Origin of the sequence: Pimelobacter sp. 30-1, assembly GCF_018831735.1 — a bacterium.
In the GTDB taxonomy this organism is placed as follows: Bacteria; Actinomycetota; Actinomycetes; order Propionibacteriales; family Nocardioidaceae; genus Nocardioides.
This window is the reverse complement of sequence record NZ_NHTS01000002.1, coordinates 95967-118230: the sequence shown is the minus strand read 5'-3', so window position 1 is coordinate 118230 and position 22264 is coordinate 95967. Positions and strand designations below refer to the sequence as shown.

The window sequence follows — 22264 nt, the reverse complement described above, 5'->3', positions numbered from 1 at the left end:
ACCGTTTCCGTCATGATAGATCTAGGTCCATGAGCACCACCCCACCCCCCGGACGTCTCGCCCACGTCGACGGGCTGCGCGGCTTCGCGCTGCTCGGGATCCTCGTCGTCAACATCACCTACCTGGCCTCGGCCTACCACGGCACCGGCCTGGAGGACCCCGGCACCGGCGACGCCCTCAGCCAGGGCGTGCGGTGGGTGACCGCGACCCTGTTCGAGGCGAAGTTCTTCCTGCTCTTCTCGTTCCTCTTCGGCTACAGCTTCACGCTGCAGATCGACTCCGCGACGCGCAGCGGGGCCCGGTTCGGGCCGCGCTTCCTGCGCCGGCTCACCGGGCTCTTCGTGCTGGGCGCGCTGCACGCGGTGCTGCTGTTCCCCGGCGACATCCTGACGCTCTACGCCCTGCTGGGGCTGGTGCTGCTGGCGGTGCGCAACCTCGCCCCGCGGACCGCCGTACGGGCGGCGGTGACGGTGCTCGTCGTCACCGCCCTGGCCTACGCGGCCCTCGCGCTCGTCGTGCTCCAGGCCGGGGCCGACGGCACGATCCCGGCCGGGACCGCGGAGAACGCGGCCGCCGCGACCGAGGCGCTGTGCGGCGGCCCGGGCGAGGTCATCGGCGCGCACCTGGACCAGCTGCCGGACGTGCTCTTCCTGCTGGTGTTCTTCCAGGCGCCGTCGGCCTTCGCGGCCTTCCTCGTCGGTCTGGCCGTGGGCCGGCGCCGGGCGCTGGCCGACCCGGCCGCCCTGCTCCCCCTGCTGCGCCGGCTCCAGTGGGCCGGCTTCACCGTGGGCCTGGCCGGCGGACTCGTCTACGCGCACGCCAGCCTGCGCCACCCGGAGACCGCCTACCAGGTGCTCGCCCTGGGTCTCGACGTGCTGACCGCACCCCTCCTCGCCGCGGCGTACGCCGCCACGGTGCTGCGGTTCCTCGACACCCGGCGCGGTCGCCGGGTGCTCGCCGCGCTCGCCTCCGCGGGCCGGATGTCGCTGACCAACTACCTCGGCCAGTCGCTGGTCTGCGCCCTGCTCTTCACCGGGTACGGCGCCGGGCTGGTCGGCCGGGTACCGCCGGCCGGGGTCGCCGCCCTCGCGCTGGCGCTGTTCGGCGCCCAGCTCGTGGTGAGCCGGTGGTGGCTGCGCAGCCACGCCTACGGCCCGCTGGAGTGGCTGCTGCGGGCGTGGACCGTGCTCGGCGTCCCGCCCTGGCGGCGGAGCGCCGCAGCGAAGGAGCCGGTCAGGACCGGTTGAGCGCGACCGCCTCGCGCACCAGCGCGACGAACCCCTCGGCGTCGAGCGCCTCGCCCTCGCGGACGTCGATCGCCCGGCGGGTGCCGGCGTCGAGGCTCGCGTTGAACAGGCCGTTCGGGTCCTCGAGCGCCGCGCCCTTGGCGAAGGTCAGCTTGACCTTGTCCTGGTAGGTCTCGACCGTGCAGATCAGCCCGTCGGCCGAGAACGTCGGCACGCCGTCGGGGTTGGAGGCCTTCTTCCACTTGGCCTCCTCGACGACCGCGGGCTCGGCCCGCACGATCAGCGATCGCAGCTCGTCGACCAGGTCGCTGCGCCAGTCCGCACTCATGGGAGCGACCCTACTCAGCCGCGGGCAGGTAGGGCGCGAGCACGGCCGCCTCGGCCGGCATGTCGTGGGCGAGGAGGTCGTCGCGCTCGGCGCGGACGATCGCGCGGACGTCGTCCTCGGTGAGCTCGCGGCGGGGTACCTCGGCCGCGCCGAGCCCGAGCACGGCACCGGCGATCGGCCCCTCGGCCACCGGCGGGGCCGCCTGCGGCACGGGCACCGCCTCGGCGTTGGCGATCGCACCCAGGACGGTGCGCAGCACGCCGGCGGACGCGCGGTCGCGGGCGCGCAGGGCGGTGGTCAGGTCGGCCCGGAGCCGGTCGGCGAGGTCGCTCACGCGCTCCACCGTAGGGGTGCGCTCAGCGCGCCCGCTGGAGGGTCTCGCTCGGCGTCTCGCCGAAGGCCGCACGGTAGTCGCCGGAGAGCCGGCCCAGGTGGGTCACGCCCCAGCGCAGCGCGGCGTCGGTGACCGAGGTGGCGGTGCCGTCGCTGAGGTCGTCGCGGACCCGGCGCAGCCGGGCCTGGCGCAGGTAGGCCATCGGCGTGGTCGCGAAGTGCTCCTGGAAGCCGGCCCGGAGCAGCCGCACGCTCAGCCCGACGGCCTCGGCGACGTCGGCGGTGCCGAGCGGCTCGGCGCAGTGGTCCTCGATGAGCTGGGCGGCCCGCTTGACCACCCGCTCGTGGGGCGTGGGCACCGGTCCCGCCTCGGCCTCGGGGCCCGGCACCAGGCTCGCGATGAGCCCGTCGACCAGCGCCACCTCGAGCGCCTCGGCGGCGAGGGGCACCGACGACAGCCCGCTCTCGCGCTCCAGGTCGGCCAGCAGCACGTCGAGCATCCCGCGCCACGACCGGCCCCGGCCGCGGGTGAGGTCGAAGGTGGCCGCGATGCCGGCCTCCGGCACCGCGCCGACCCGCTCGGCCAGCGCGAGCCGGTCCTGGAGCAGCGCCGCCCCGACCCGGACCATGAGCCGCGGGTTGCCGGCCGAGTAGCGCATCCGCACCGACTCACCGGCCGCGGTCACCGCCGCCGTGCGCTGGGTCGCGACGACCCGCTCGCGCCCGCAGCTGATGGTGGTCAGGCCGGCCAGCGGGATCTGGACGAGCTGGAAGTCCATGCCGTCGACGGCGACCTCGACCTCGGCGCCGTAGTCGATGTAGTGGATGCTCAGCCGGCCGAGCGTCGCGGCGTTGTGGAGCGCGCGGAAGCCCCCGGCGCCGGCCAGCGGGGTCAGCCGGTGCGGGGCGAGGGAGGCCGCGATCGAGGCGCGGGCGTCGTCGACGTCCGTGGTGCGCAGGACGCCGTACGAACCGAGCGGCATCACCGGTCCGGCCATGGCTCACCCCCTCCCCGCAGAACGGTGCCACGCCGGGCACGGACCGGGAAGGCCCGCGCCGCCGTAGCCGGATAGCGGCCGACGCCGTCCGGATAGCAGCGCGCGGCGCCGGTCCGCACGATCACCGCCATGACCTGGGTGACTCCGACCACAGCCGAGGTGAGCGCCGCGGTGCTCCGCGAGCAGCTGGCGCGCTGGCCCACCGGCGTCGCCGTGGTGACCGCGACCGGACGCGACGGGCGCCCCATCGGCAAGACCGTCAACAGCTTCCACGCGACCTCGCTGGACCCGCCGCTCGTGGGCTGGTGCGTCGACCACCGCTCCAGCCAGGTCGACGACTGGCTCGCCGCCGGCGGGTACGTCGTCCACGTGGTCGCGCACCACCAGGGCGACCTGATGAGGCACTTCGCGACGCCCTCGGCCGACCGGTTCGCCGGAGTGGCCTGGGGTCCGGGCCTCGACGCGATGCCGGTGCTCGACGAGCCGGTCGCGCTGCGCCTGGAGTGCCGGGTCGCGCACCGGTTCGCCGCCGGCGACCACACGTACCTGGTCGGCGAGGTCGTCGCCCTCACCGCGGCGGACGCCGTACCGCTCTGCCTGCAGCGCTGAACCCACCCATCCCAAGGAGAACAACCCGCATGAGCATCCCGATCGTCGAGGCCGACCACTTCCGCCTCGGACTCTTCTCGTCCAACTGCTCCGGTGGCCTCGCGGTCACCACGATCCCCGAGCGCTGGTCGGCGTCCTGGGCGGACAACCTCGCCCTGGCCCGGCTGGCCGACGAGGTCGGCATCGACTTCATGCTGCCGATCGCCCGCTGGATCGGCTACGGCGGCACGACCAACTTCCACGAGGGCGTGCTGGAGCCGATCCCCTGGGCCACCGCGATCCTCGCGCACACCGAGCGACTCAACGCGTTCGCCACCGTGCACACGGCGTTCAACCACCCGGTCGTCACCGCCAAGCAGCTCGCCACCATCGACCAGATGGCCCCGGGCCGGGTCGGCGTCAACGTGGTCGCGGGCTGGAACCAGCCCGAGTACGAGGCGATGGGCGTCGACCTGCCCCAGGACCACGACTCCCGCTACGCCCTGGCCCAGGAGTGGATCGACGTGCTCGGCGCGCTCTGGTCGCGCGAGGGCCGCTACGACCTGCCCGGCCGGTTCTGGGACCTGAAGGGCGTCGAGGCCGAGCCGAAGCCCGCCGCCGGCCGGCTGCCGATCCTCAACGCCGGGTCGAGCACCCAGGGCCGCGCGTACGCCGCCCGCAACGCCGACTTCGTCTTCACCATCGTCGGCGGTCCCGAGGACGGCGCCGAGGTGGTCAGCCAGGTGCGCGCCGAGGCGAGCGGGCAGGGCCGCTCCTCCGGCGTCCTGACGCCGACCCACGTCGTGTGCCGGCCGACCCGCGCCGAGGCCGAGGAGTTCCTGCACTACTACGCCGTCGAGAACGCCGACGGGGACGCCGTCGACAACCTGATGCGGCTGCAGGGCCTGCACGCCCAGTCGTTCACGCCCGAGATGCTGGCCGGGTTCCGCAGCCGGTTCGCGGCCGGGCACGGCACCTGCCCGCTGATCGGCACACCCGACGACGTCGCCGACGAGATCGAGCGGTTCGCCAAGGCGGGCTTCGGCGGGATCACCATGTCGTTCGTCGACTACGTGGGCGAGCTGGACTACTTCGCCCAGGAGGTCATGCCGCGCCTGGTCGACAAGGGACTGCGTCCGGCGTCCGGGCACGGCGCGCCCTAGCTCGCGAGGGTCTGGGAGGGGAGCTCCTGGTACATCGCCCGGTAGGACTGCGAGAACCGCCCGAGGTGGAAGAAGCCCCACCGGGCGGCGATGTCGGTCACCGACGTGTGCGCCGGGTCGGCCTCGACCAGGTCGCGCCGGGCCCGCTCCATGCGGGTCCGGCGCAGCTGCTCGAGCGGGCTGGAGCCGAGCTCGCGCTGGAACGCCTCCTGGAGCGTGCGCGCCGATACGCCCGCCTCGCCGGCCAGCTCGGCCAGGCGCCAGGCCCGCTCGGGCTCGGCCTCGATGAGGCCCAGGACGGTGCGGACGACGCGCGAGCCGGCGACCGGCTCACGCGGGGCCTCGTTGCTGGAGTTGGGCTGGGCGGCGAGCAGGCCCGAGATGAGCGTCTGCTCGAAGTGGGTCGCGGCGAGGGGCGAGCGGAAGAGCGCTCCCCCGGCCTCGATGTCGTCGAGCGCGAGGTGGACCAGGCGCAGCCAGGCCCGCAATGACGGCGTCTCGAGGTCCATGAACGGGTCGAAGACGACCGGGCGCGGGTCGCCGGCACCGCCGGCCAGCTCTTCGACGGCCTGGCGGCGCAGGTAGACGAGGAGCTGCTCGCAGCCGTCGCTCCAGATCATGTCGACCGGCTCGGTGGGCGAGCCCAGCGAGGCGCGCGCCCGGTCGGAGGCCACGACCCGGTCGCCGACCTTGACCCGTGCCGAGCCCGAGATCGGCACCTGGACCAGGAAGAAGTCGTCGAAGCGGCCCGGCGTGATGCGCACCTCGTCGCCGTAGCGCAGGTAGTTGAGCGTCACGTCGGAGCCGATCGAGGCCGCGTTGTGGAGCATGTCGAGCCGCCCGGTACGACGGGTCAGCTCGAGGCGGTGGGCGCAGAACCGGCGCGCGACCTCCTCACGCGCCTGCTCCGGGTCGGCGGTCGCGATCTGGGGGTGGCGGGAGAGAAGGGTCGTGGGCATCGGAACACTCCTGTGAGTTGCTGCCCCCATTGGCGCACCTGGACCCGCGACATGTCAACGGATCCACGCTCGTCCCTGGGCGCGAATGCGCGGATCAGGACGTGGGGCGCACCAGCCGCTCGTCGGGGATGACCGCGACGCCCATGATCTCGATGAGCGCCTCGGGCTGCCACAGACCGGTCGTGCCGATGCCGGCCATCGCGGGGTAGACCGGGCCGGCCAGCTCGCGCCAGACCCGGCCGATCTCGCGGCCGTGGGCCTGGTAGTCGGGGATGTCGGTGAGGAAGATCGTGATGCTCACCAGGTCCTCCGGCACGCCACCGGCCTCGCGCACCGTGGCGATCACGTTGCCGAACGCCTGGCGGAACTGCTCGACGATGCCGCCCGGCACGATCCGCATCTCCTTGTCGAGCGCGGTCTGCCCGCCCAGGTAGAGCGTGTTGCCGCTCAGCGTGCCGTGCGAGAAGCCGCTCGGGACCGGCAGGGCGGCCGGGTTGACGGCCAGGGGCGTGAGATCGATGGACATGCCGGCCACGGTACCAATCTATTGACATCACGGCAACGAACGTGTGCAGAATGCAATATCGCATCTGCGACCACCCCCACGACGCCCCAGACGAAGGAGGACCGATGCGGCTCGCGACGGTCACCACCCCCGGCGGTACGACGGCCGCGCTGCTCGGTGAGCGCGGCTGGCGCGCCCTGCCGGCCCCGGACCTGTCCGCCCTGCTCGCCGCCACCGACGCGGCCGGCACCGGCTGGGACCCCGCGACCCTGGCCGAGCAGGCCGGCGCCGACCTGCCGGACGCCGTCCCGGTCCTGGCGCTGCCGCGCCCGGGCAAGGTCATCTGCTGCGGGCTCAACTACGGCGAGCACATCCAGGAGACCGGCCGCGAGCTGCCGACCCACCCCACGCTGTTCGCGAAGTTCGCCGACACCCTGACCGGCCCCGACGACGAGCTCGCGCTCGCCGAGGGCGTGCAGTGGGACTGGGAGGCCGAGCTCGCCGTCGTCGTCGGGCGCACCCTGCGCCGCGCCGGGCGCGACGAGGCCCGGGCGGCCATCGCCGGCTACACGGTCGCCAACGACCTGTCGGCGCGCGACTGGCAGTACCGCACCCTCCAGTGGCTCCAGGGCAAGGCCTGGGACGCGACCACCCCGGTCGGCCCCGTCGTCGTCACCCCCGACGAGCTCGACCCGTTCGCCGGCGTCGACGTGATCTGCCGGATCAACGGCGAGGAGGTCCAGCGCGACAGCACCCGGACGCTCGTCTTCGACTGCGCCGACCTGCTCGCCTACGTCTCCACCTTCGCCACCCTGCGCCCCGGCGACCTGGTCCTGACCGGCACGCCCGGCGGGGTCGGCGTCGCGCGCGACCCGAAGCGGTTCCTCGCCGACGGCGACGTCCTCGAGACCGAGGTCGCCGGCATCGGGACGCTGCGCAACACCGTCCGCCTCACCCCTCTCACCACCCTCTCCCAGGAGGACTCCCATGGAGCCTGACCTCAGCAAGTACGAGCTGATCGGGGACAACTCGGTCTACGCCAACGAGAGCGGCATCGTGGTGCCGGTCGTGACCCGGGCCGGCTTCGAGCCCGACCTGACCGGCCAGAGCGAGGGCGCCACGCGCGTGTCCGGCGTGAGCATCCAGCACACGCCCGCCACCCGGATCTGGTTCGGCAAGGTGCACAACCTGGCCGGCTACCGCTCGGTCCCCCACCACCACGGCGAGGCCGAGACCGGCGGCTACGTGCTCTCGGGCCGGGCCCGGATCTACTTCGGCGACAAGTTCGAGGACTACCTCGACATGTCCGAGGGCGACTGGGTGTTCGTGCCGCCGTTCATGCCCCACGTCGAGTGCAACCTCGACCGCAACAACCCGCTGACCTGGATGACGACCCGCACGCCCGAGAACATCGTGGTCAACCTCCCCCAGGTCACCGACCACGACCTGCGCGACTGGACGGACCGACCGTGAACCCGACCTCCCAGATCTTCACCGACGCCGTCACCCTGAAGGAGTGCCCGGCCGAGGTCTTCGACCGCGCGTTCACCGCGACCACCCAGCCCTGCCCGTGGCCCAAGGCCTACGGCGGCGACATGGTCGCCCAGGCGCTCGTCGCCGCGTCCCTGACCGTCGAGGGCGGCCCGGGCGGCAAGGCGATGCACTCGATGCACTCCTACTTCATGCGGCCCGTCGACATCGGGGCCGAGGTCCGCTACGAGGTCGAGGTGCTGCGCGACGGACGCGGCTACAGCACCCGCCAGGTGCGCGGCTTCCAGAACGGCAAGCCGGTCTACGTCTGCCTGGCGAGCTTCGCCGCGGGTGAGCCGAGCGGCTCGTTCCAGGCCGAGATGCCCGCCGGGATCCCCGGTCCCGACACGCTGCCCACCTCGGCGGCCTACCTCGCCGACCGCTCCGGCGGCACGATGACCGAGGTCTCCAAGGACTACTGGCAGCACGGCCGCAGCTTCGACATGCGCCACGTGCCGGGGCCGGTCTACCTGACCGTCGACGGCGACCGCACGCCGCACCAGGCCATCTGGGTGCGTCCGTACGACGCGCTGCGCGAGGTCGAGGGGCTCAGCGCCGAGCAGCGCGACGCCGCGGCGCTCGCCTACGTCTGCGACTACACGATCCTCGAGCCCGCGCTGCGGGTGCTCGGCCTGGCCTGGGCCGACGAGGGCCTGGTCACCGCCAGCCTCGACCACGCCATGTGGTTCCACCGCCCCGTGCGGATGGACGACTGGCTGCTCTACGCCCAGGAGGCCGTCTCGGTCGACGACGGGCGCGGCATGGCGGTGGGCCGCTTCTTCACCCCCGACGGCGTCCTCGTGGCGACCGTCGTCCAGGAAGGCATGATCCGCGCGGGCGCCCCGGCCGCGCAGGCAGGAGGACAGTCATGAGGATCGCGATCGTCGGCGGCGGCCCCGGAGGGCTCTACTTCGCCGCCCTGATGAAGCAGCTCGACCCGGCCCACGAGGTGACCGTGTGGGAGCGCAACGCCCCCGAGGACACCTTCGGGTTCGGCGTCGTCTTCTCCGACGAGACCCTCGGCAGCATCGAGGGCGCCGACCAGGTCGTGCACGACCGCATGGAGTCGCGCTTCGCGCGCTGGACCGACATCGACGTCGACGTCGACGGCCGCTCCTACACGATCGGCGGCCAGGGCTTCGCCGCGATGAGCCGCAAGGAGCTGCTCCAGATCCTCCAGGAGCGCGTCGCCGAGCTCGACGTGACCGTGCACTACCGGACCGAGGCGCCCGACGTCGACGAGCTCCGCGCGTCGTACGACCTGGTGCTGGCGGCCGACGGCCTCAACTCGGTGGTCCGCACCAAGCACGCCGACGTCTTCGGTCCCTCGCTCGACCGGCGCCACAACAAGTACATCTGGCTGGGCACCGACCTGGTCTTCGAGGCGTTCCAGTTCTTCGTCAAGCAGACGGAGTGGGGCACCATGCAGATCCACGGCTACCCCTACTCCGACGAGGGCTCGACGTTCATCGTCGAGATGCACGAGGACGTGTGGCGCCGGGCCGGCTTCGACGCGACCGAGCACGAGGTGCTCCCGCCGGGCGTCTCCGACGAGCACGCCGTGGCCAAGATCAAGGAGATCTTCGCCCGCGAGCTCCAGGGCCACGAGGTGCTGACCAACAACTCCAAGTGGCTGAGCTTCCACACGGTGCGCAACGAGCGCTGGCACCACGAGAACGTCGTGCTGCTGGGCGATGCCGCGCACACGGCGCACTTCTCCATCGGCTCGGGCACCAAGCTCGCGATGGAGGACGCGCTCGCGCTCGCCGCCTGCCTGCACGAGCACCCGACCGTCCCGGCGGCCCTGGAGGCCTACCAGACCGAGCGCAAGCCGGTCGTCGAGTCGACCCAGCGCGCGGCCCAGGCCTCGCTGGAGTGGTTCGAGAACATCGGCAGGTACGCCGACCAGGACCCCACGGCGTTCGTCTTCAACCTGCTCACCCGCTCGCGCCGGATCACCTTCGACAACCTCAAGGAGCGCGACCCCGGCTTCGCCGGCGTGGTCGAGGACGCCTTCGCCCGCACCTACGGCGACGGCTCCCCCGGCCCGGCGATGTTCCAGCCGACCCGGATCGGCCCGCTCGAGCTGGCCAACCGCGTCGTCCTGTCCCCCATGGACATGTACACCGCCGTCGACGGGATGCCCGGCGACTTCCACCTCGTGCACCTGGGCAGCAAGGCCATGGGCGGCGCCGGCCTGGTGATGACCGAGATGACCTGCGTCTCGCCCGAGGGCCGGATCACCCCCGGCTGCCCCGGGCTCTGGAACGACGAGCAGCGCGACGGGTGGGCCCGGATCACCTCGTTCGTGCACCAGCGCTCGGCCGGCAAGATCGGCGTCCAGATCGGCCACTCCGGCCGCAAGGGCTCGACCAAGCTGATGTGGGAGGGCATCGACGAGCCGCTCGACGACGGCAACTGGGAGGTCATCGCCCCCTCGCCGCTCCCCTACGGCCCGACCTGCCACGTCCCGCGCGAGGCGACCCGGGCCGACCTCGACCAGGTCGTCGCCGACTTCACCGCCACCGCGCGCCGCGCCGTCGAGGCGGGCTTCGACCTGATCGAGGTGCACGCCGCCCACGGCTACCTGCTCTCGTCGTTCCTCTCGCCGGTCTCGAACCAGCGCACCGACGAGTACGGCGGCTCGCTCGACAACCGGCTGCGCTTCCCGCTCGAGGTCTTCGACGCCGTGCGCGCCGTCGTACCGGAGTCGATCCCGGTCACCGTGCGCATCTCCGCGCACGACTGGCTGCCCGACGGCAACACCGACGACGACGCGGTCGACATCGCGCGCGCGTTCATCGAGCACGGCGCGGCCGCGATCGACGTCTCCTCGGGCCAGGTGAGCAAGGACGAGAAGCCGGCGTTCGGGCGGTCGTACCAGACCCCCTTCGCCGACCGGATCCGGCACGAGGTCGCCGCTCCCGCCGGGGTCGCGGTGATCGCGGTGGGCGCCATCTCGTCGTACGACGACGTGAACTCGATCCTCCTCGCCGGACGCGCCGACCTGTGCGCCCTGGGCCGGACCCACCTCTACGACCCGTCCTGGACCCTCCACGCCGCCGCCGAGCAGGACTACCGCGGCGACGGCGCGACCTGGCCCGTGCCCTGGCAGGCCGGGCGGCGCAAGCCCCCGACCTCGCGCACCGACAAGATCCCGCCCCGCCTCTCGCTCCTGCGCGACGGCGACGACGGCCTGGTCCACGTGCGCTGGACGCCGGGCCGGTGAACGGCACCCACCGGGGCCGGGTCGAGTGGATCGACACCGACTCCGCGGGGATCCACCACAACACGGCTATCGCCCGGTACGTCGAGTCGGCCGAGGCCGCGCTCATGCGCGGCCTCGGCCTCGACGGCTACTTCCCGGTCGCCCCGCGGGTCCGCTACGAGGTCGACTTCGAGGCCCCGCTGCGCTTCGGCGACGAGGTCACCGCGACCGTGCACGTCGAACGGCTCGGCACCTCGTCGCTCACCCTCGCGTTCGAGGTGTGGGGCGGCCCCGAGGGCACCCCGGCCGTGCGCGCCGCCCGGGGGCGCTACGTCACGGTGCACCTCGACCGCGCCAGCGGGACGGCGTCCCCCTGGCCCGAGGCCTGGCGCTCCCGGCTGGGCGGCTCCGCCTAGGGCACAATGCTCCCGATGAGCACCACGGAACCGGCGCAGCCCGAGGCCCGCGGGCGCGGCTCCCGGACCGTGGTCGTGAGCTTCCTCGGCGCCGTCGTACGACGCATGGGCAACTGGATGCCCATCGGCGGCACCATCGACCTGATGGCGCCGCTGGGCATCGACGGGCCCTCGGTGCGCACGGCCGTCTTCCGGCTCAAGAAGCGCGGCTGGCTGGAGTCCGAGACCCGCGGCGGGATCCGCGGGTACGCGCTGACCGGCGAGGCGCTGGCCGCGCTGGCGGCCGGTGACGAGGTCATCTGGCACGCCCGGCAGCCGGCGGCGCTCGAGGACGGCTGGTGCGTCGTGAACTTCTCGGTGCCCGAGTCCCAGCGCAGCCAGCGCCAGCAGCTGCGCGCCCACCTGGCCTCACTGGGCTTCGGCAACGTCGGCACGGCCATGTGGATCGCGCCCGCGCGGATGCAGGCCGCCGCCGAGCGGGCGATCGCCGAGCTCGACCTGACCCGGCACAGCGCCGTCTTCGTGGGCGACCACGTGGCCGGGCAGGACCTCGCCGCGCTGCTCTACGAGAGCTGGGACCTGACCGGCATCGACGAGCGCTACCGGGCCTTCATCGACGAGTTCGCGCCGGTGGCCGACGAGCTCGGGGGCAGCGGGGTCGTCGATCCCGAGCGGGCCTTCGCGTCGTACCTGACGGTGGTCGATCGGTGGCGCCGGCTGCCCTTCCGCGACCCCGGGCTGCCCCGTGAGCTGCTCGCGGAGGACTGGAGCGGGCCGGACGCCGCCGCGCTCTTCGAGCGCCTCGTGGCGACCCTCGAGGGCCGTGCGCTGGCCCATGCCGCGCGTCTGTGGCCGTCCTCCTGAGCCTGCGCTGACAAGACTCCGCGGTTCGCGGATACCCGCCGCGCTTTCCGGATAGTGGCCGCCTCCGCTGGTGCCTAGTGTCCCGGTCCACGCGATGTGACCTGCGTCGCAGCGAGGAGCGGAGGAATCAAGCATGACCGATCTGACTGGTCGCACCGCGATCGTCACCGGCGGCGCCACCCTGCTGGCGCACGGCGTCATCGGCGCCCTGGCCCGCGCCGGTGCCCGTGTCGTGGTGGCCGACATCGACGAGGCCGGCGGCACCGCGGCCGAGAAGCTCGGTGACGAGGTCGCGTTCGTGCGGACCGACATCACCGACGACGCCGCGGTCGCGGACCTCGTGGCCGCCACCGTCGAGCGCTTCGGCGGCATCGACATCGTCGTCAACCTCGCCGCGACCTACCTCGACGAGGGCTTCGCGACCAGCCGGGCCGACTGGCTCACCGCGCTGGACGTCAACCTGGTCAGCATCGTCGAGGTCGTCCGCGCGGCGTACCCGCACCTGCAGGCCAGCGAGCACGCGGCGGTCGTCAACTTCACCTCGATCTCCAGCAAGGTCGCCCAGACCGGGCGCTGGGTCTACCCCGCGTCCAAGGCCGCGATCGTCCAGCTCACCCGGTCGATGGCCACCGACTTCGCCGGCGACGGCATCCGGGTCAACTCGGTCAGCCCCGGCTGGACCTGGTCGAAGATCATGGACGACCTCTCCGGCGGCGACCGCGCCAAGACCGACCGCGTGGCCGCGCCGTTCCACCTGACCGGACGGGTCGGTAACGGCGCCGAGATCGGCGAGGTCGTCGCCTTCCTCGCCTCCGACGCCGCCTCGATCGTCACCGGCGCCGACTGGGCCGCCGACGGCGGCTACTCCGCGCTCGGGCCCGAGCAGGCCGTCCCCGCCATCCCGCAGCTCACCGAGTGAGGACCCCTCCCATGAAGATCGCCATCGTCGGCGCCGGTTTCGCCGGCCTCTCCACCGCCAAGGTGCTGCGTCAGCTCGGGCACGACGTCATCGTCTACGAGAAGACCCTGGACGTCGGCGGCGTGTGGAGCGCCAGCCGCCGCTACCCGGGCCTCAAGACCCAGAACAACAAGGGCACCTACGCCCTCTCCGACCAGCCGATGCCCAAGGGCTACCCCGAGTGGCCCTCGGGCGAGCAGGTGCAGTCCTACCTGACGACGTACGCCGAGCGGTTCGGCCTCACGCCGTACCTGCGGCTGGGCACCGAGGTCGAGCTCGCCCACCCCACCGACGGCGGCGGCTGGGACGTCACCACGGCGTCCGGCACCGAGCACTACGACCACCTGGTGCTCGCGAGCGGCATCTTCTCCCGCCCGTTCATCCCGCCGTTCGAGAACCTCGACCTGTTCGAGAAGCTCGGCGGCGAGGTGATGGCCGCCAGCGACTGGCACAGCCTCGACCAGGTGCGCGACAAGCACACCGTCGTCGTCGGCTACGGCAAGTCCGCCTGCGACATCACCGTCGAGATCTCCAAGGTGGCCGCCTCCACCACGGTCGTGGCGCGCGAGCTGCTCTGGAAGATGCCGCGCAAGGTCAAGGGCGTCCTCAACTACAAGTACCTGATGCTCACCCGGCTGGGCGAGGGTCTCTTCCGCTACCGCTCGGTCGCCGGGCCGGAGCGCCTGCTCCACGCCCGTGACTCGGCGATGGCCAACGGCATGCTCGGCAGCGTCGAGAAGGTCACCACCAAGCAGCTCAACCTCGACGACCTCGGCCTGGTGCCCGAGGGCACGTTCAAGGACATCGCGCGCTCGACCGTCTCGCTCGCCACCGAGGGCTTCTTCGAGGGCGTCGCCGAGGGCCGGATCGACGTCCAGCGCGACACGGTCATCGAGCGCTTCGTCGAGCAGGACGGCAAGCCGTTCGCCGAGCTCAGCAACGGCCGGATGATCCCGGTCGACGTCGTCGTCGCAGCGACCGGCTGGACCCAGGACCTGCCGTTCCTCCCCCAGGAGGTCATGGACAAGCTCACCGACGAGAACGGCGACTACCTGCTCTACCGGCAGATCCACCCGATCTACCTGCCCGACCTGAGCTTCGCGGGCTACAACTCGTCGTTCTTCTCGCCGCTCTCGGCCGAGGTCTCGGCGATCTGGATCGGCTCGATGCTCGGCGGCAACCACACGCTGCCCAGCACGACCCAGATGCACGTCGCCGTGCGCGACCGGCTCACCTGGATGCGCGAGCGCACGCAGGGCCAGCACGCCCGCGGCACCAACATCATCCCGTTCTCGGTGCACAACATCGACGAGGTCCTCTCGGACGTCGGCCTCAACGTCGGCCCGCTCACCCGCGCCCGGCAGTGGCTGCTCCCGATCAACCCGAGCAACTACCGCAAGATCACGCCGCGGCTGGCCCGCCGGCTCGGCGTGAAGGCCTCATGAGCCGCCACTACGACGCGATCGTCGTCGGCGCCGGGATCAACGGACTCGTCGCCGCGGCCGAGCTCGCCGGCGCCGGCTGGCGGGTGGCCGTCGTCGAGGAGCGGGACCGGCTCGGCGGCTTCATCGCCTCCGACGAGCTGACCGCGCCCGGCTTCGTGCACGACACCTTCAGCTCGTGGCACCCACTCTTCGTCGCGGGCGGCGGCTACGCCACCCTCGGCGAGGACCTGCACCGGCACGGGCTCGTCTACCGCAACGCCGAGGGACCGGTCACCGCGTCGGTCTCCGAGCGCGGCACGGTCGTCGCCGACCGCGACCCGGAGAAGACGGCCGTCGACTTCGAGCACGCCGCCGACGCCCGCGCGTACGCCGAGATGCTGGCCCAGCTCGACCAGTGGGCGCCGCACGTCTTCGGCGCCCTCGGCTCCGAGCTGCGCACCGGCGACCTCGCCCGCCTCGGGTACGGCGCCGTGCGCGGCCTGGGCCGCGAGGGCCTGACCGAGCTCGTGCGGGTCTCGGCGCAGTCCGGCCGCGGCCTGGCCCGCGAGCGCTTCGCCGGCTTCGAGGTCGACCAGCTCTGGTCGCCCTGGCTGCTGCACGCGGGCCTCGCGCCGGACCAGGCCACCGGCGGGCTGATGCTCCCGGTGATGGCGTTCACCATGCACGCGATCGGCCTGCCGGTCGTCGAGGGCGGCGCGGGCAACTTCGTCGCCGCCTTCGCCGGCCTGCTCGCCGAGCGCGGCGTCGACGTCCTGCTCGGCACCCCGGTCGACCGGATCGTGGTGCGCGACGGGCGGGCCGTCGCCGTCGAGGCCGGTGGCGAGCGGCTGGTCGCCGGTCGCGCGGTGCTCGCCTCCACCTCGACCGGGCGGCTCTACGAGCAGCTCCTCGCCCCCGACGCGGTCACCGACGCCGGCCGCCGGGCCGTCGCCCGGCACCGCCCCGGCCGGGCCGCCACCCAGGTCCACCTCGCGCTCGACCGTCCCGTGCGCTGGACCGACAGCCGCCTCGACGCCGTCCCGCTGATCCACGTCAGCAACGGCGCCGACAGCACCGCCGTCGCCTGCGCCCAGGCCGAGGCCGGGCTGCTGCCGTCCGCACCCACCGTCGTGGTCGGCCAGCAGTGCGTGCTCGACCCGACCCGCGCCCCCGAGGGCCGCGCGACGCTGTGGGTCCAGCTCCAGGAGGTGCCCTGGGCACCGACCGGTGACGCGGCCGGCGAGATCGACGTCCGCGACGGATGGACCGCCGCGGTGGCCGACGCCTACACCGACCGGGTGATCGCCCGGATCGCCGAGCACGCGCCGGACCTGGCCGACAGCATCCTGGCCCGCCACGTCATCTCCCCCACCGCCCTCAGCGCCGCCAACGCCAACGCGGTCCACGGCGACCCCTACGGCGGCGCCGCCGAGCTCGACCAGTCGCTGCTGTGGCGTCCCGGCACCGGGACCGGCCACCGCACCGGTGTCGCCGGGCTCTTCCACATCGGTGCGTTCACGCACCCCGGCCCCGGCCTCGGCGGCGGCTCCGGCCACCTCGTCGCCCAGCAGCTCCTCACCCCTCGCGGCCTGCGCCGCCTCCCCGAAAGGTTCCGCCGATGACCACCGCCCCCAGCACCACGACCGCCCTCGACGGCCTGCTCACCGCGCTCGCGACCGGCGCGGCGACCGTCGTCGACCTCACCGCGCCGCTCTCGTCCGAGACGCCGATCCTGCAGCTCCCCGAGCCGTTCGCCAACACGATCCCGCTCTCGCTCGAGACGGTCAGCGACTTCGACGCCGACGGCCCGTTCTGGGGCTGGCACAACATCCACACCGGCGAGCACACCGGCACCCACCTCGACGCGCCGACCCACTGGGCCACCGGACGCGACGGGCTCTCGGTGGACCAGATCCCGCCGGCCCGCCTGGTCGGCCCCGCGGTCATCATCGACTTCACCGCCGAGGCCGAGGCGAACCCCGACCTGCTGCTCGGCCCCGAGCACTTCGAGGCGTACGTCGCCGAGCACGGCCCGCTCCCCGAGGGCGCCTGGCTGCTCTTCCGCACCGGCTGGAGCAAGTTCAGCCGCGACGCCGAGGCGTTCGCCAACGCCGACGAGAACGGCCCGCACACGCCGGGCGTCTCGGCCGAGGGCGCGCAGTGGCTCGCCGCGTCGTCGATCAGCGGCTTCGGTGTCGAGACGGTCGGCATCGACGCCGGCCAGGCCGGCGGCCTGGAGCCGCCGTTCCCGGTGCACCACTTCCTGCTCGGCGCCGACAAGTACGGCCTGACCCAGCTGCAGAACCTCGACCGGCTGCCGCGCACCGGCGCCGTGATCGTCGTCGCGCCGCTCCCGATCGTCGGCGGCACGGGCTCCCCCGCCCGCGCCCTCGCCATCGTCCCCGCCTGATCCGCACCCGAGGAAGGACCGCCCCGTGCCTGCCATCACCCCCTATGCCGACGACCTCAACGCGCTGCCGCCGCTGGCCTCGCGCTACGTCCAGGTCGAGGAGCTGCCCTGGCAGCCCACCGGCTTCGACGGCATCTCGATGAAGACGCTGCTCCGCGAGCCCGAGACCGGCCTGCTCACCGCGCTGTTCAAGTGGGAGCCCGGCGCCGTGCTCCCCCTGCACGAGCACGTCGAGATCGAGCAGACGTACGTCCTCAGCGGCAGCATCGTCGACCTGGAGGGCGAGACGACCGCGGGCAACTTCTCGTGGCGGCCCAAGGGCAACCAGCACAGCGCGACCTCGCCCGACGGGGCGCTGCTCATCGCGGTCTTCCTCAAGCCCAACGTCTTCCTCGAAGGCCCCGAGGCGGGCACCACCTTGGAGTGACCGCGCGCCCGCGCGTCGCCCCCTCCCACCACCACGACAAGGAAGATCAACGATGGCCGAGCGGTCCTTCGCCCACGAGGTGCTCAAGCTGCGCGCCGGAGAGGGCACGTCCTTCTCCGGCGAGGGCATCCTCGCCGTCACCAAGGCCCTGCTGCAGTCCGGAGTGGCGTACGTCGGCGGCTACCAGGGCGCGCCGATCTCGCACCTGATGGACGTGCTCGGCGACGCGCACGAGATCCTCGAGGAGCTCGGGGTCTACTTCGAGAACAGCGCCTCCGAGGCCACCGCCGCCGCGATGCTCGCCGCGTCGGTGAGCTATCCGCTGCGCGGCGCGATCACGTTCAAGTCGACGGTGGGCACCAACGTCGCCTCGGACGCGCTCGCCAACCTCTCCAGCGGAGGCGTCACCGGCGGGGCGCTCGTCATCGTCGGCGAGGACTACGGCGAGGGCTCCAGCATCATGCAGGAGCGCTCGCACGCCTTCGCCATGAAGTCGCAGATGTGGCTGCTCGACCCGCGCCCCAACATCAGCGCCATCGTGGACGCCGTCGAGGCGGGCTTCGAGCTGTCCGAGGCCAGCAGCACCCCGGTGATGCTCCAGCTCCGGCTGCGCTCGTGCCACCTCTACGGCACGTTCACCGCCAAGGACAACAAGCGCCCGCCGATGACGGTGACCGAGGCGATCGAGAACCCCGCGCGCCAGCTCGACCGGATCGTGCTGCCGCCGGCGAGCTTCCTGCACGAGAAGGAGAAGATCGAGGACCGCTGGCCCGCCGCCGTCGAGTTCATCAAGAGCCGCGGCCTCAACGAGGTGCTCGGTGCGGGCACCTCCGACGTCGGCATCATCGTCCAGGGCGGCGTCTACAACACGCTCAACCGGGCGATGGAGCTGCTCGGCTGCTCCGACGCCTTCGGCAACACCCAGGTGCCGGTCTACGTCATGAACGTGACCTACCCGGTCGTCGACGACGAGATCCTCGACTTCTGCGCCGACAAGCGCGCGGTACTGCTCGTCGAGGAGGGCCAGCCCGACTACATCGAGCAGAACCTCAACGCCATCCTGCGCCGCGCGGGATCACCGGTCGCGCTGCACGGCAAGGACCTGCTCCCGGTCGCGGGCGAGTACACCGCGGCCGCCGTGACCCGCGGGCTCGACGCCTTCCTGCAGAGGTACGTCCCCGACGTCGTGCGGAGCAGCCCGGCGCTGCTCATGCCCGAGGAGGACCCGCGCAGCCCGTTCGCGCCGCGGGTCGACGCGGCCGTCGTACGCCCGCGGCCGCCGGGGCTGTGCACCGGCTGCCCGGAGCGCCCGATCTTCAGCGCGCTCAAGCTGGCCGAGAAGGAGACCGGCAAGCAGCACCACGTGAGCGCCGACATCGGCTGCCACCTGTTCGCCATCAACGAGCCGTTCAACCTCGGCGCCACCACGATGGGCTACGGCCTGGGCTCGGCCGGCGCCGCGGCGCTCAACTCCAAGGACGCCGACCGCCGCACCATCGCCGTCATGGGCGACGGAGGCTTCTGGCACAACGGCCTGACCAGCGGCGTCGGCAACGCGGTCTTCAACCAGAACGACCAGCTGCTGCTCGTCGTCGACAACGCCTACAGCGCCGCCACCGGCGGCCAGGACGTGCTCTCGTCCCAGGCCGACAGCGTGCTGCGCTCGACCAAGCACCCCATCGAGAAGGCCGTCCGCGGCGTCGGCGTCAACTGGGTCAGGACGGTCAGCAACACCTACAAGATCGGCGCCCTGCGCGACGTCTTCGTCAAGGCGCTGACCACCAAGGAGGCCGGCCCCAAGGTCGTCGTCGCGCAGAGCGAGTGCCAGCTCAACCGGCAGCGCCGGGTCAAGCCCCAGCGCGCCAAGGCGATCAAGGAGGGCAAGCGGGTCGTCAAGGAGCGCTTCGGCGTCGACGCCGACACCTGCACCGGCGACCACGCGTGCATCCGGGTCTCCGGCTGCCCGTCGCTGACGATCAAGGCCAACCCCGACCCGATGCGCACCGACCCGGTCGCCACCGTGCTCGACTCCTGCGTCGGGTGCGGGGTGTGCGGCGCCAACGCGCACGCGGCGTCGCTGTGCCCGTCGTTCTACCGGACCGACCTGGTCTACAACCCGACCTGGCGTGACCGCGTGCTGAGCAAGGCGCGCGGCGGCTGGATCGGCTTCCTCACCCGTGGCGTCGAGCGCCGCGCGGCACGCTACGAGATCACCCCGGAGGTGGCGGCCTGATGTCGACCACGACCAGCTGGACCGGCGGGCAGCGGCCCCTCACGATCGCGATCCTGGCCATGGGCGGCGAGGGCGGCGGCGTCCTCGCCGACTGGATCGTCGCGGTCGGTGAGAAGGCCGGCTACCACGCGCAGAACACCTCCGTCGCGGGCGTCGCGCAGCGCACCGGCGCGACGGTCTACTACGTCGAGCTCTACCCGCCGTCGGTCGGCGAGCGGCCTGCCGGCGTCCGCGCGGAGCCGGTGCTGAGCCTGTTCCCCACGCCCGGCGAGGTCGACGTCGTCATCGCCTCCGAGCTGATGGAGGCCGGACGCGCCGTCCAGCGCGGCTTCTCCACGCCCGACCGGACCACGCTCATCGCCTCGACCAACCGGGTCTACTCGATGGACGAGCGGCTCGCGCTCGGCGACGGCCGGGTCGACAGCAACGGCCTGCTGGAGGCGGCGCACGCCGGCTCGCGCAAGCTCATCGCGGCCGACTTCATGAAGCTCGCCGAGGACGCCCGCAGCGTGATCAGCGCGGCGCTCTTCGGCGCGCTGGCCGGCTCCGGCGAGCTGCCCTTCGAGCGCGAGCGCTTCGAGGACGCCATCCGCGCCTCGGGCAAGGGCGTCGACGCCTCGCTCGCCGCCTTCGCCTCCGGGTACGACGCCGCGGGCCGCCCCGCGCCCGTCCCCCTCCCCGCGCCCGCCGCCCCGGCCGGCCCGTCCGGCAGCGGCCCGGTCCCCGTCACCATCGGCCGGCGGCGCCCGGTCGACCCCGCCGAGGAGGCCGCCGCCGAGGAGGAGCGCCGCCGCGACGAGATCGCCCGCTCCCACCCCGGCCACCTCGTCGGGCCGCACCTGCAGCCGCAGGCCGCCCGGGTCGCGAGCGCCTTCCCGGTCGCCGCCCGCTCGATGCTGCTGCACGGCTGCGTGCGCACGGCCGTCTACCAGGACCCCTCGTACGCCGACCGCTACCTGGCCCGGGTCGCGCGGCTCGCCGCGGTCGACCCGGACGCCGAGGGCGAGGCCGCGCTGACCGCCGAGGCCGCCCGGCACGTCGGGCTCTGGATGACCTACCAGGACACGATCCACGTCGCCCAGCAGAAGATCCGGCGCCGCCGGATCGAGGGCGTGCGCGCCGAGGCCAAGGCCGCGCCGGGTCAGCTCGTCAACGTGCGCGAGTACCTGCACCCCCAGGTCGAGGAGATCACCGACACCCTGCCCACCCGTCTGGGTCGCTGGCTCGCCGGATCGTCGTTCTTCGCCAAGGTCGTCGGCAAGGTGACCCGCAACGGCATCGTGGTCAACACGACCGGGATCATCGGCTTCACCCTGCTCTGGATGATGGCCCGGTTCCGCCCGCTGCGGCCGCGCTCGCTGCGCTTCGGCCGCGAGCAGGTCGCCATCGACGCCTGGCTCGACCGGGCCGTCGCCGCGGCGGCCACCGACGCCGACCTGGCCCGCGAGATCGTCGAGTGCCAGCGCGTGCTCAAGGGCTACGGCGCCACGCACCACCACGGCCAGGAGAGCTTCGGGCTGCTCATGGACGCCGTCGACGGTCTCGCCGCGCGTTCCGGCGCCGCCGCCGAGCTGGCCCGGCTGCGCGCCGCCGCCCTCGCGGACGAGGACGGCGGCGCGCTGCGCGCGGCACTCGCCGCGCCGGCGCTCAGAACGGCGCCGGCAGTGCCGGCCGGCACCTGAACGGCGGCGGGGCCTGCGGGTCCAGCGCCCGCTGGATCAGCAGGTTCACGTTGGGGTCGACCGCCATCGCGAGGTGACCGGACAGGTCGAGCCCGCACCGGTCCTGCAGCACGATGTTGGTCACGCCCGGCTCGTCGATCCGGCCGCTCGTGTAGGGCGTCACGACGGTGTCGTAGCGGCTCATGATGTTGGTGTAGGCCACCCCGGGGACGGTGAAGCCGCCCCGGGCCAGGTCGTCGAGGAAGGCGTTCGGCCCCAGGAACTCCAGGCACGACGCGCACTGCGATCGCACGAACTCGGTGACGTCCGGCAGCAGCGGCAGCACCGCCTTGGCCAGGGTCCCGAGGCCGCTCAGCGAGGTGCCGCGGTAGTTGGAGCCGAAGCCCACGAAGTCCTTGACCTTGGCCGCACCGCCCTCGTACTTGAGGTAGTACGCCGCGACCGTCGTCCCCTCGGAGTGGCCGACCAGGTCGACCTCCGCGGCGCCGGTCGCCGTACGGACCCGGTCGACGAAGGCGTCGACCTGCCGGGCGCTCGTGCGCATCGAGCCGAGCCCGCCGACGAGGTCGCCGAACGCGCCCTGGCCGTAGGTCGTGGAGTAGACGCAGTAGCCGGCCGCCGCCAGCCGGGTGCCGTGGTAGAACCAGTTGCTCACTGCCTGGCCCCCCAGCCCGTGCAGGAGGACGACGGGCTCGGGGTGCGCGGCCGAGGGGCGACAGCCCCAGTCGTTCCAGCCGCTGCTCGGGGCCGCTGGTGCCGCCGCGGGAGCGGCCGGAGCCGCGGGCGCGGCGGGCGCGGTGGCCGCGACCACCGCCGTCGCCGTCGCCAGCACGGCGGCGCCGAGGCCGGCGACCCGGGCCCTCCACCCGGGCCGCGCGTGGGATGCTCGTGGGGTCTTCATCGTTCCCTCCCGTTGGGATGCGGTGACAAGGTCTTCCAGGAGTGTGGCGGCGCTCACAGCCCAGCACGACTGGCCCGGCTCTGGAATTCG

The 22264-nt window shown here is 73.0% G+C and carries 22 protein-coding genes; 16 read left to right on the top strand and 6 right to left on the bottom strand.

Annotated features, from left to right (window positions below):
* Positions 1-29: 29 nt before the first annotated feature.
* On the top strand, positions 30-1247 hold the full coding sequence (locus CCO04_RS04990; protein ID WP_215813019.1) for a DUF418 domain-containing protein: 1218 nt from the start codon (positions 30-32) through the stop codon (positions 1245-1247).
* Here the strand turns inward: CCO04_RS04990 and CCO04_RS04985 are convergent.
* Genes CCO04_RS04985 through CCO04_RS04975 form a run of 3 tightly spaced genes read right to left on the bottom strand, consistent with a single transcriptional unit; the run spans position 1234 to position 2906 of the window.
* Entirely contained in the window at positions 1234-1575 is a 342-nt protein-coding gene (locus tag CCO04_RS04985) for a DUF1801 domain-containing protein (RefSeq protein ID WP_215813018.1), read from the bottom strand. The two genes, CCO04_RS04990 and CCO04_RS04985, sit on opposite strands and share 14 nt — an antisense overlap.
* A gap of 10 nt (positions 1576-1585) precedes the next feature.
* Complete coding sequence (locus CCO04_RS04980; protein ID WP_215813017.1) at positions 1586-1909, bottom strand: GatB/YqeY domain-containing protein; 324 nt, start codon at positions 1907-1909, stop codon at positions 1586-1588.
* 22 nt (positions 1910-1931) lie between these two features.
* Positions 1932-2906, bottom strand: coding sequence for an AraC family transcriptional regulator (locus CCO04_RS04975; RefSeq protein ID WP_215813016.1), 975 nt, complete (start codon positions 2904-2906; stop codon positions 1932-1934).
* Positions 2907-3035: 129 nt separating this feature from the next.
* Here CCO04_RS04975 and CCO04_RS04970 point away from each other — a divergent pair, with 129 nt between their 5' ends.
* The gene (locus CCO04_RS04970) at positions 3036-3515 is read left to right on the top strand and encodes a flavin reductase family protein (RefSeq protein WP_215813015.1); all 480 of its coding nucleotides are present in this window, start codon (positions 3036-3038) and stop codon (positions 3513-3515) included.
* Between the two features lie 29 nt (positions 3516-3544).
* Positions 3545-4657: an LLM class flavin-dependent oxidoreductase gene (locus CCO04_RS04965; protein ID WP_215813014.1), complete on the top strand. Its 1113-nt coding sequence runs from the start codon at positions 3545-3547 to the stop codon at positions 4655-4657.
* Here CCO04_RS04965 and CCO04_RS04960 read toward each other — a convergent pair.
* Positions 4654-5616: an AraC family transcriptional regulator gene (locus CCO04_RS04960; protein WP_215813013.1), complete on the bottom strand. Its 963-nt coding sequence runs from the start codon at positions 5614-5616 to the stop codon at positions 4654-4656. The two genes, CCO04_RS04965 and CCO04_RS04960, sit on opposite strands and share 4 nt — an antisense overlap.
* Positions 5617-5710: 94 nt before the next feature.
* On the bottom strand, positions 5711-6142 hold the full coding sequence (locus tag CCO04_RS04955; RefSeq protein WP_215813012.1) for a RidA family protein: 432 nt from the start codon (positions 6140-6142) through the stop codon (positions 5711-5713).
* A 104-nt stretch (positions 6143-6246) separates the two neighbouring features.
* Here CCO04_RS04955 and CCO04_RS04950 point away from each other — a divergent pair, with 104 nt between their 5' ends.
* The 13 genes from CCO04_RS04950 (at position 6247) to CCO04_RS04890 (ending at position 21273) form a co-directional block, all read left to right on the top strand.
* Positions 6247-7119, top strand: a complete 873-nt coding sequence (locus CCO04_RS04950; RefSeq protein ID WP_215813011.1) for a fumarylacetoacetate hydrolase family protein — start codon at positions 6247-6249, stop codon at positions 7117-7119.
* Positions 7109-7594 carry a cupin domain-containing protein gene (locus tag CCO04_RS04945; protein ID WP_215813010.1) on the top strand — a complete coding sequence of 162 codons (486 nt, stop codon included), beginning with the start codon at positions 7109-7111 and terminating at the stop codon, positions 7592-7594. Before CCO04_RS04950 ends, CCO04_RS04945 begins: the two co-directional genes overlap by 11 nt.
* A complete protein-coding gene (locus CCO04_RS04940) occupies positions 7591-8523 on the top strand; it encodes an acyl-CoA thioesterase II (RefSeq protein WP_215813009.1) in 933 nt (310 codons plus the stop codon). Before CCO04_RS04945 ends, CCO04_RS04940 begins: the two co-directional genes overlap by 4 nt.
* Positions 8520-10880, top strand: coding sequence for a bifunctional salicylyl-CoA 5-hydroxylase/oxidoreductase (locus CCO04_RS04935; RefSeq protein ID WP_215813008.1), 2361 nt, complete (start codon positions 8520-8522; stop codon positions 10878-10880). The genes CCO04_RS04940 and CCO04_RS04935 overlap by 4 nt, the downstream gene beginning before the upstream one ends.
* Positions 10877-11275, top strand: a complete 399-nt coding sequence (locus CCO04_RS04930; protein ID WP_215813007.1) for a thioesterase family protein — start codon at positions 10877-10879, stop codon at positions 11273-11275. The genes CCO04_RS04935 and CCO04_RS04930 overlap by 4 nt, the downstream gene beginning before the upstream one ends.
* A gap of 15 nt (positions 11276-11290) precedes the next feature.
* Positions 11291-12139 carry a PaaX family transcriptional regulator C-terminal domain-containing protein gene (locus tag CCO04_RS04925; protein ID WP_215813006.1) on the top strand — a complete coding sequence of 283 codons (849 nt, stop codon included), beginning with the start codon at positions 11291-11293 and terminating at the stop codon, positions 12137-12139.
* A gap of 133 nt (positions 12140-12272) precedes the next feature.
* Positions 12273-13058 carry an SDR family oxidoreductase gene (locus CCO04_RS04920; RefSeq protein WP_215813005.1) on the top strand — a complete coding sequence of 262 codons (786 nt, stop codon included), beginning with the start codon at positions 12273-12275 and terminating at the stop codon, positions 13056-13058.
* An 11-nt stretch (positions 13059-13069) separates the two neighbouring features.
* Complete coding sequence (locus CCO04_RS04915) at positions 13070-14542, top strand: NAD(P)/FAD-dependent oxidoreductase (RefSeq protein ID WP_215813004.1); 1473 nt, start codon at positions 13070-13072, stop codon at positions 14540-14542.
* A complete protein-coding gene (locus CCO04_RS04910) occupies positions 14539-16143 on the top strand; it encodes an NAD(P)/FAD-dependent oxidoreductase (RefSeq protein ID WP_215813003.1) in 1605 nt (534 codons plus the stop codon). The genes CCO04_RS04915 and CCO04_RS04910 overlap by 4 nt, the downstream gene beginning before the upstream one ends.
* Positions 16140-16931, top strand: coding sequence for a cyclase family protein (locus tag CCO04_RS04905; RefSeq protein WP_215813002.1), 792 nt, complete (start codon positions 16140-16142; stop codon positions 16929-16931). The genes CCO04_RS04910 and CCO04_RS04905 overlap by 4 nt, the downstream gene beginning before the upstream one ends.
* 25 nt (positions 16932-16956) lie before the next feature.
* The gene (locus tag CCO04_RS04900; protein ID WP_215813001.1) at positions 16957-17358 is read left to right on the top strand and encodes a cupin domain-containing protein; all 402 of its coding nucleotides are present in this window, start codon (positions 16957-16959) and stop codon (positions 17356-17358) included.
* A gap of 52 nt (positions 17359-17410) precedes the next feature.
* Positions 17411-19591, top strand: a complete 2181-nt coding sequence (locus CCO04_RS04895) for an indolepyruvate ferredoxin oxidoreductase subunit alpha (RefSeq protein WP_215813000.1) — start codon at positions 17411-17413, stop codon at positions 19589-19591.
* Positions 19591-21273, top strand: a complete 1683-nt coding sequence (locus CCO04_RS04890; RefSeq protein ID WP_215812999.1) for an indolepyruvate oxidoreductase subunit beta family protein — start codon at positions 19591-19593, stop codon at positions 21271-21273. Before CCO04_RS04895 ends, CCO04_RS04890 begins: the two co-directional genes overlap by 1 nt.
* Here the strand turns inward: CCO04_RS04890 and CCO04_RS04885 are convergent.
* A complete protein-coding gene (locus CCO04_RS04885) occupies positions 21239-22174 on the bottom strand; it encodes a triacylglycerol lipase (protein WP_215812998.1) in 936 nt (311 codons plus the stop codon). The two genes, CCO04_RS04890 and CCO04_RS04885, sit on opposite strands and share 35 nt — an antisense overlap.
* Positions 22175-22264: the final 90 nt, after the last annotated feature.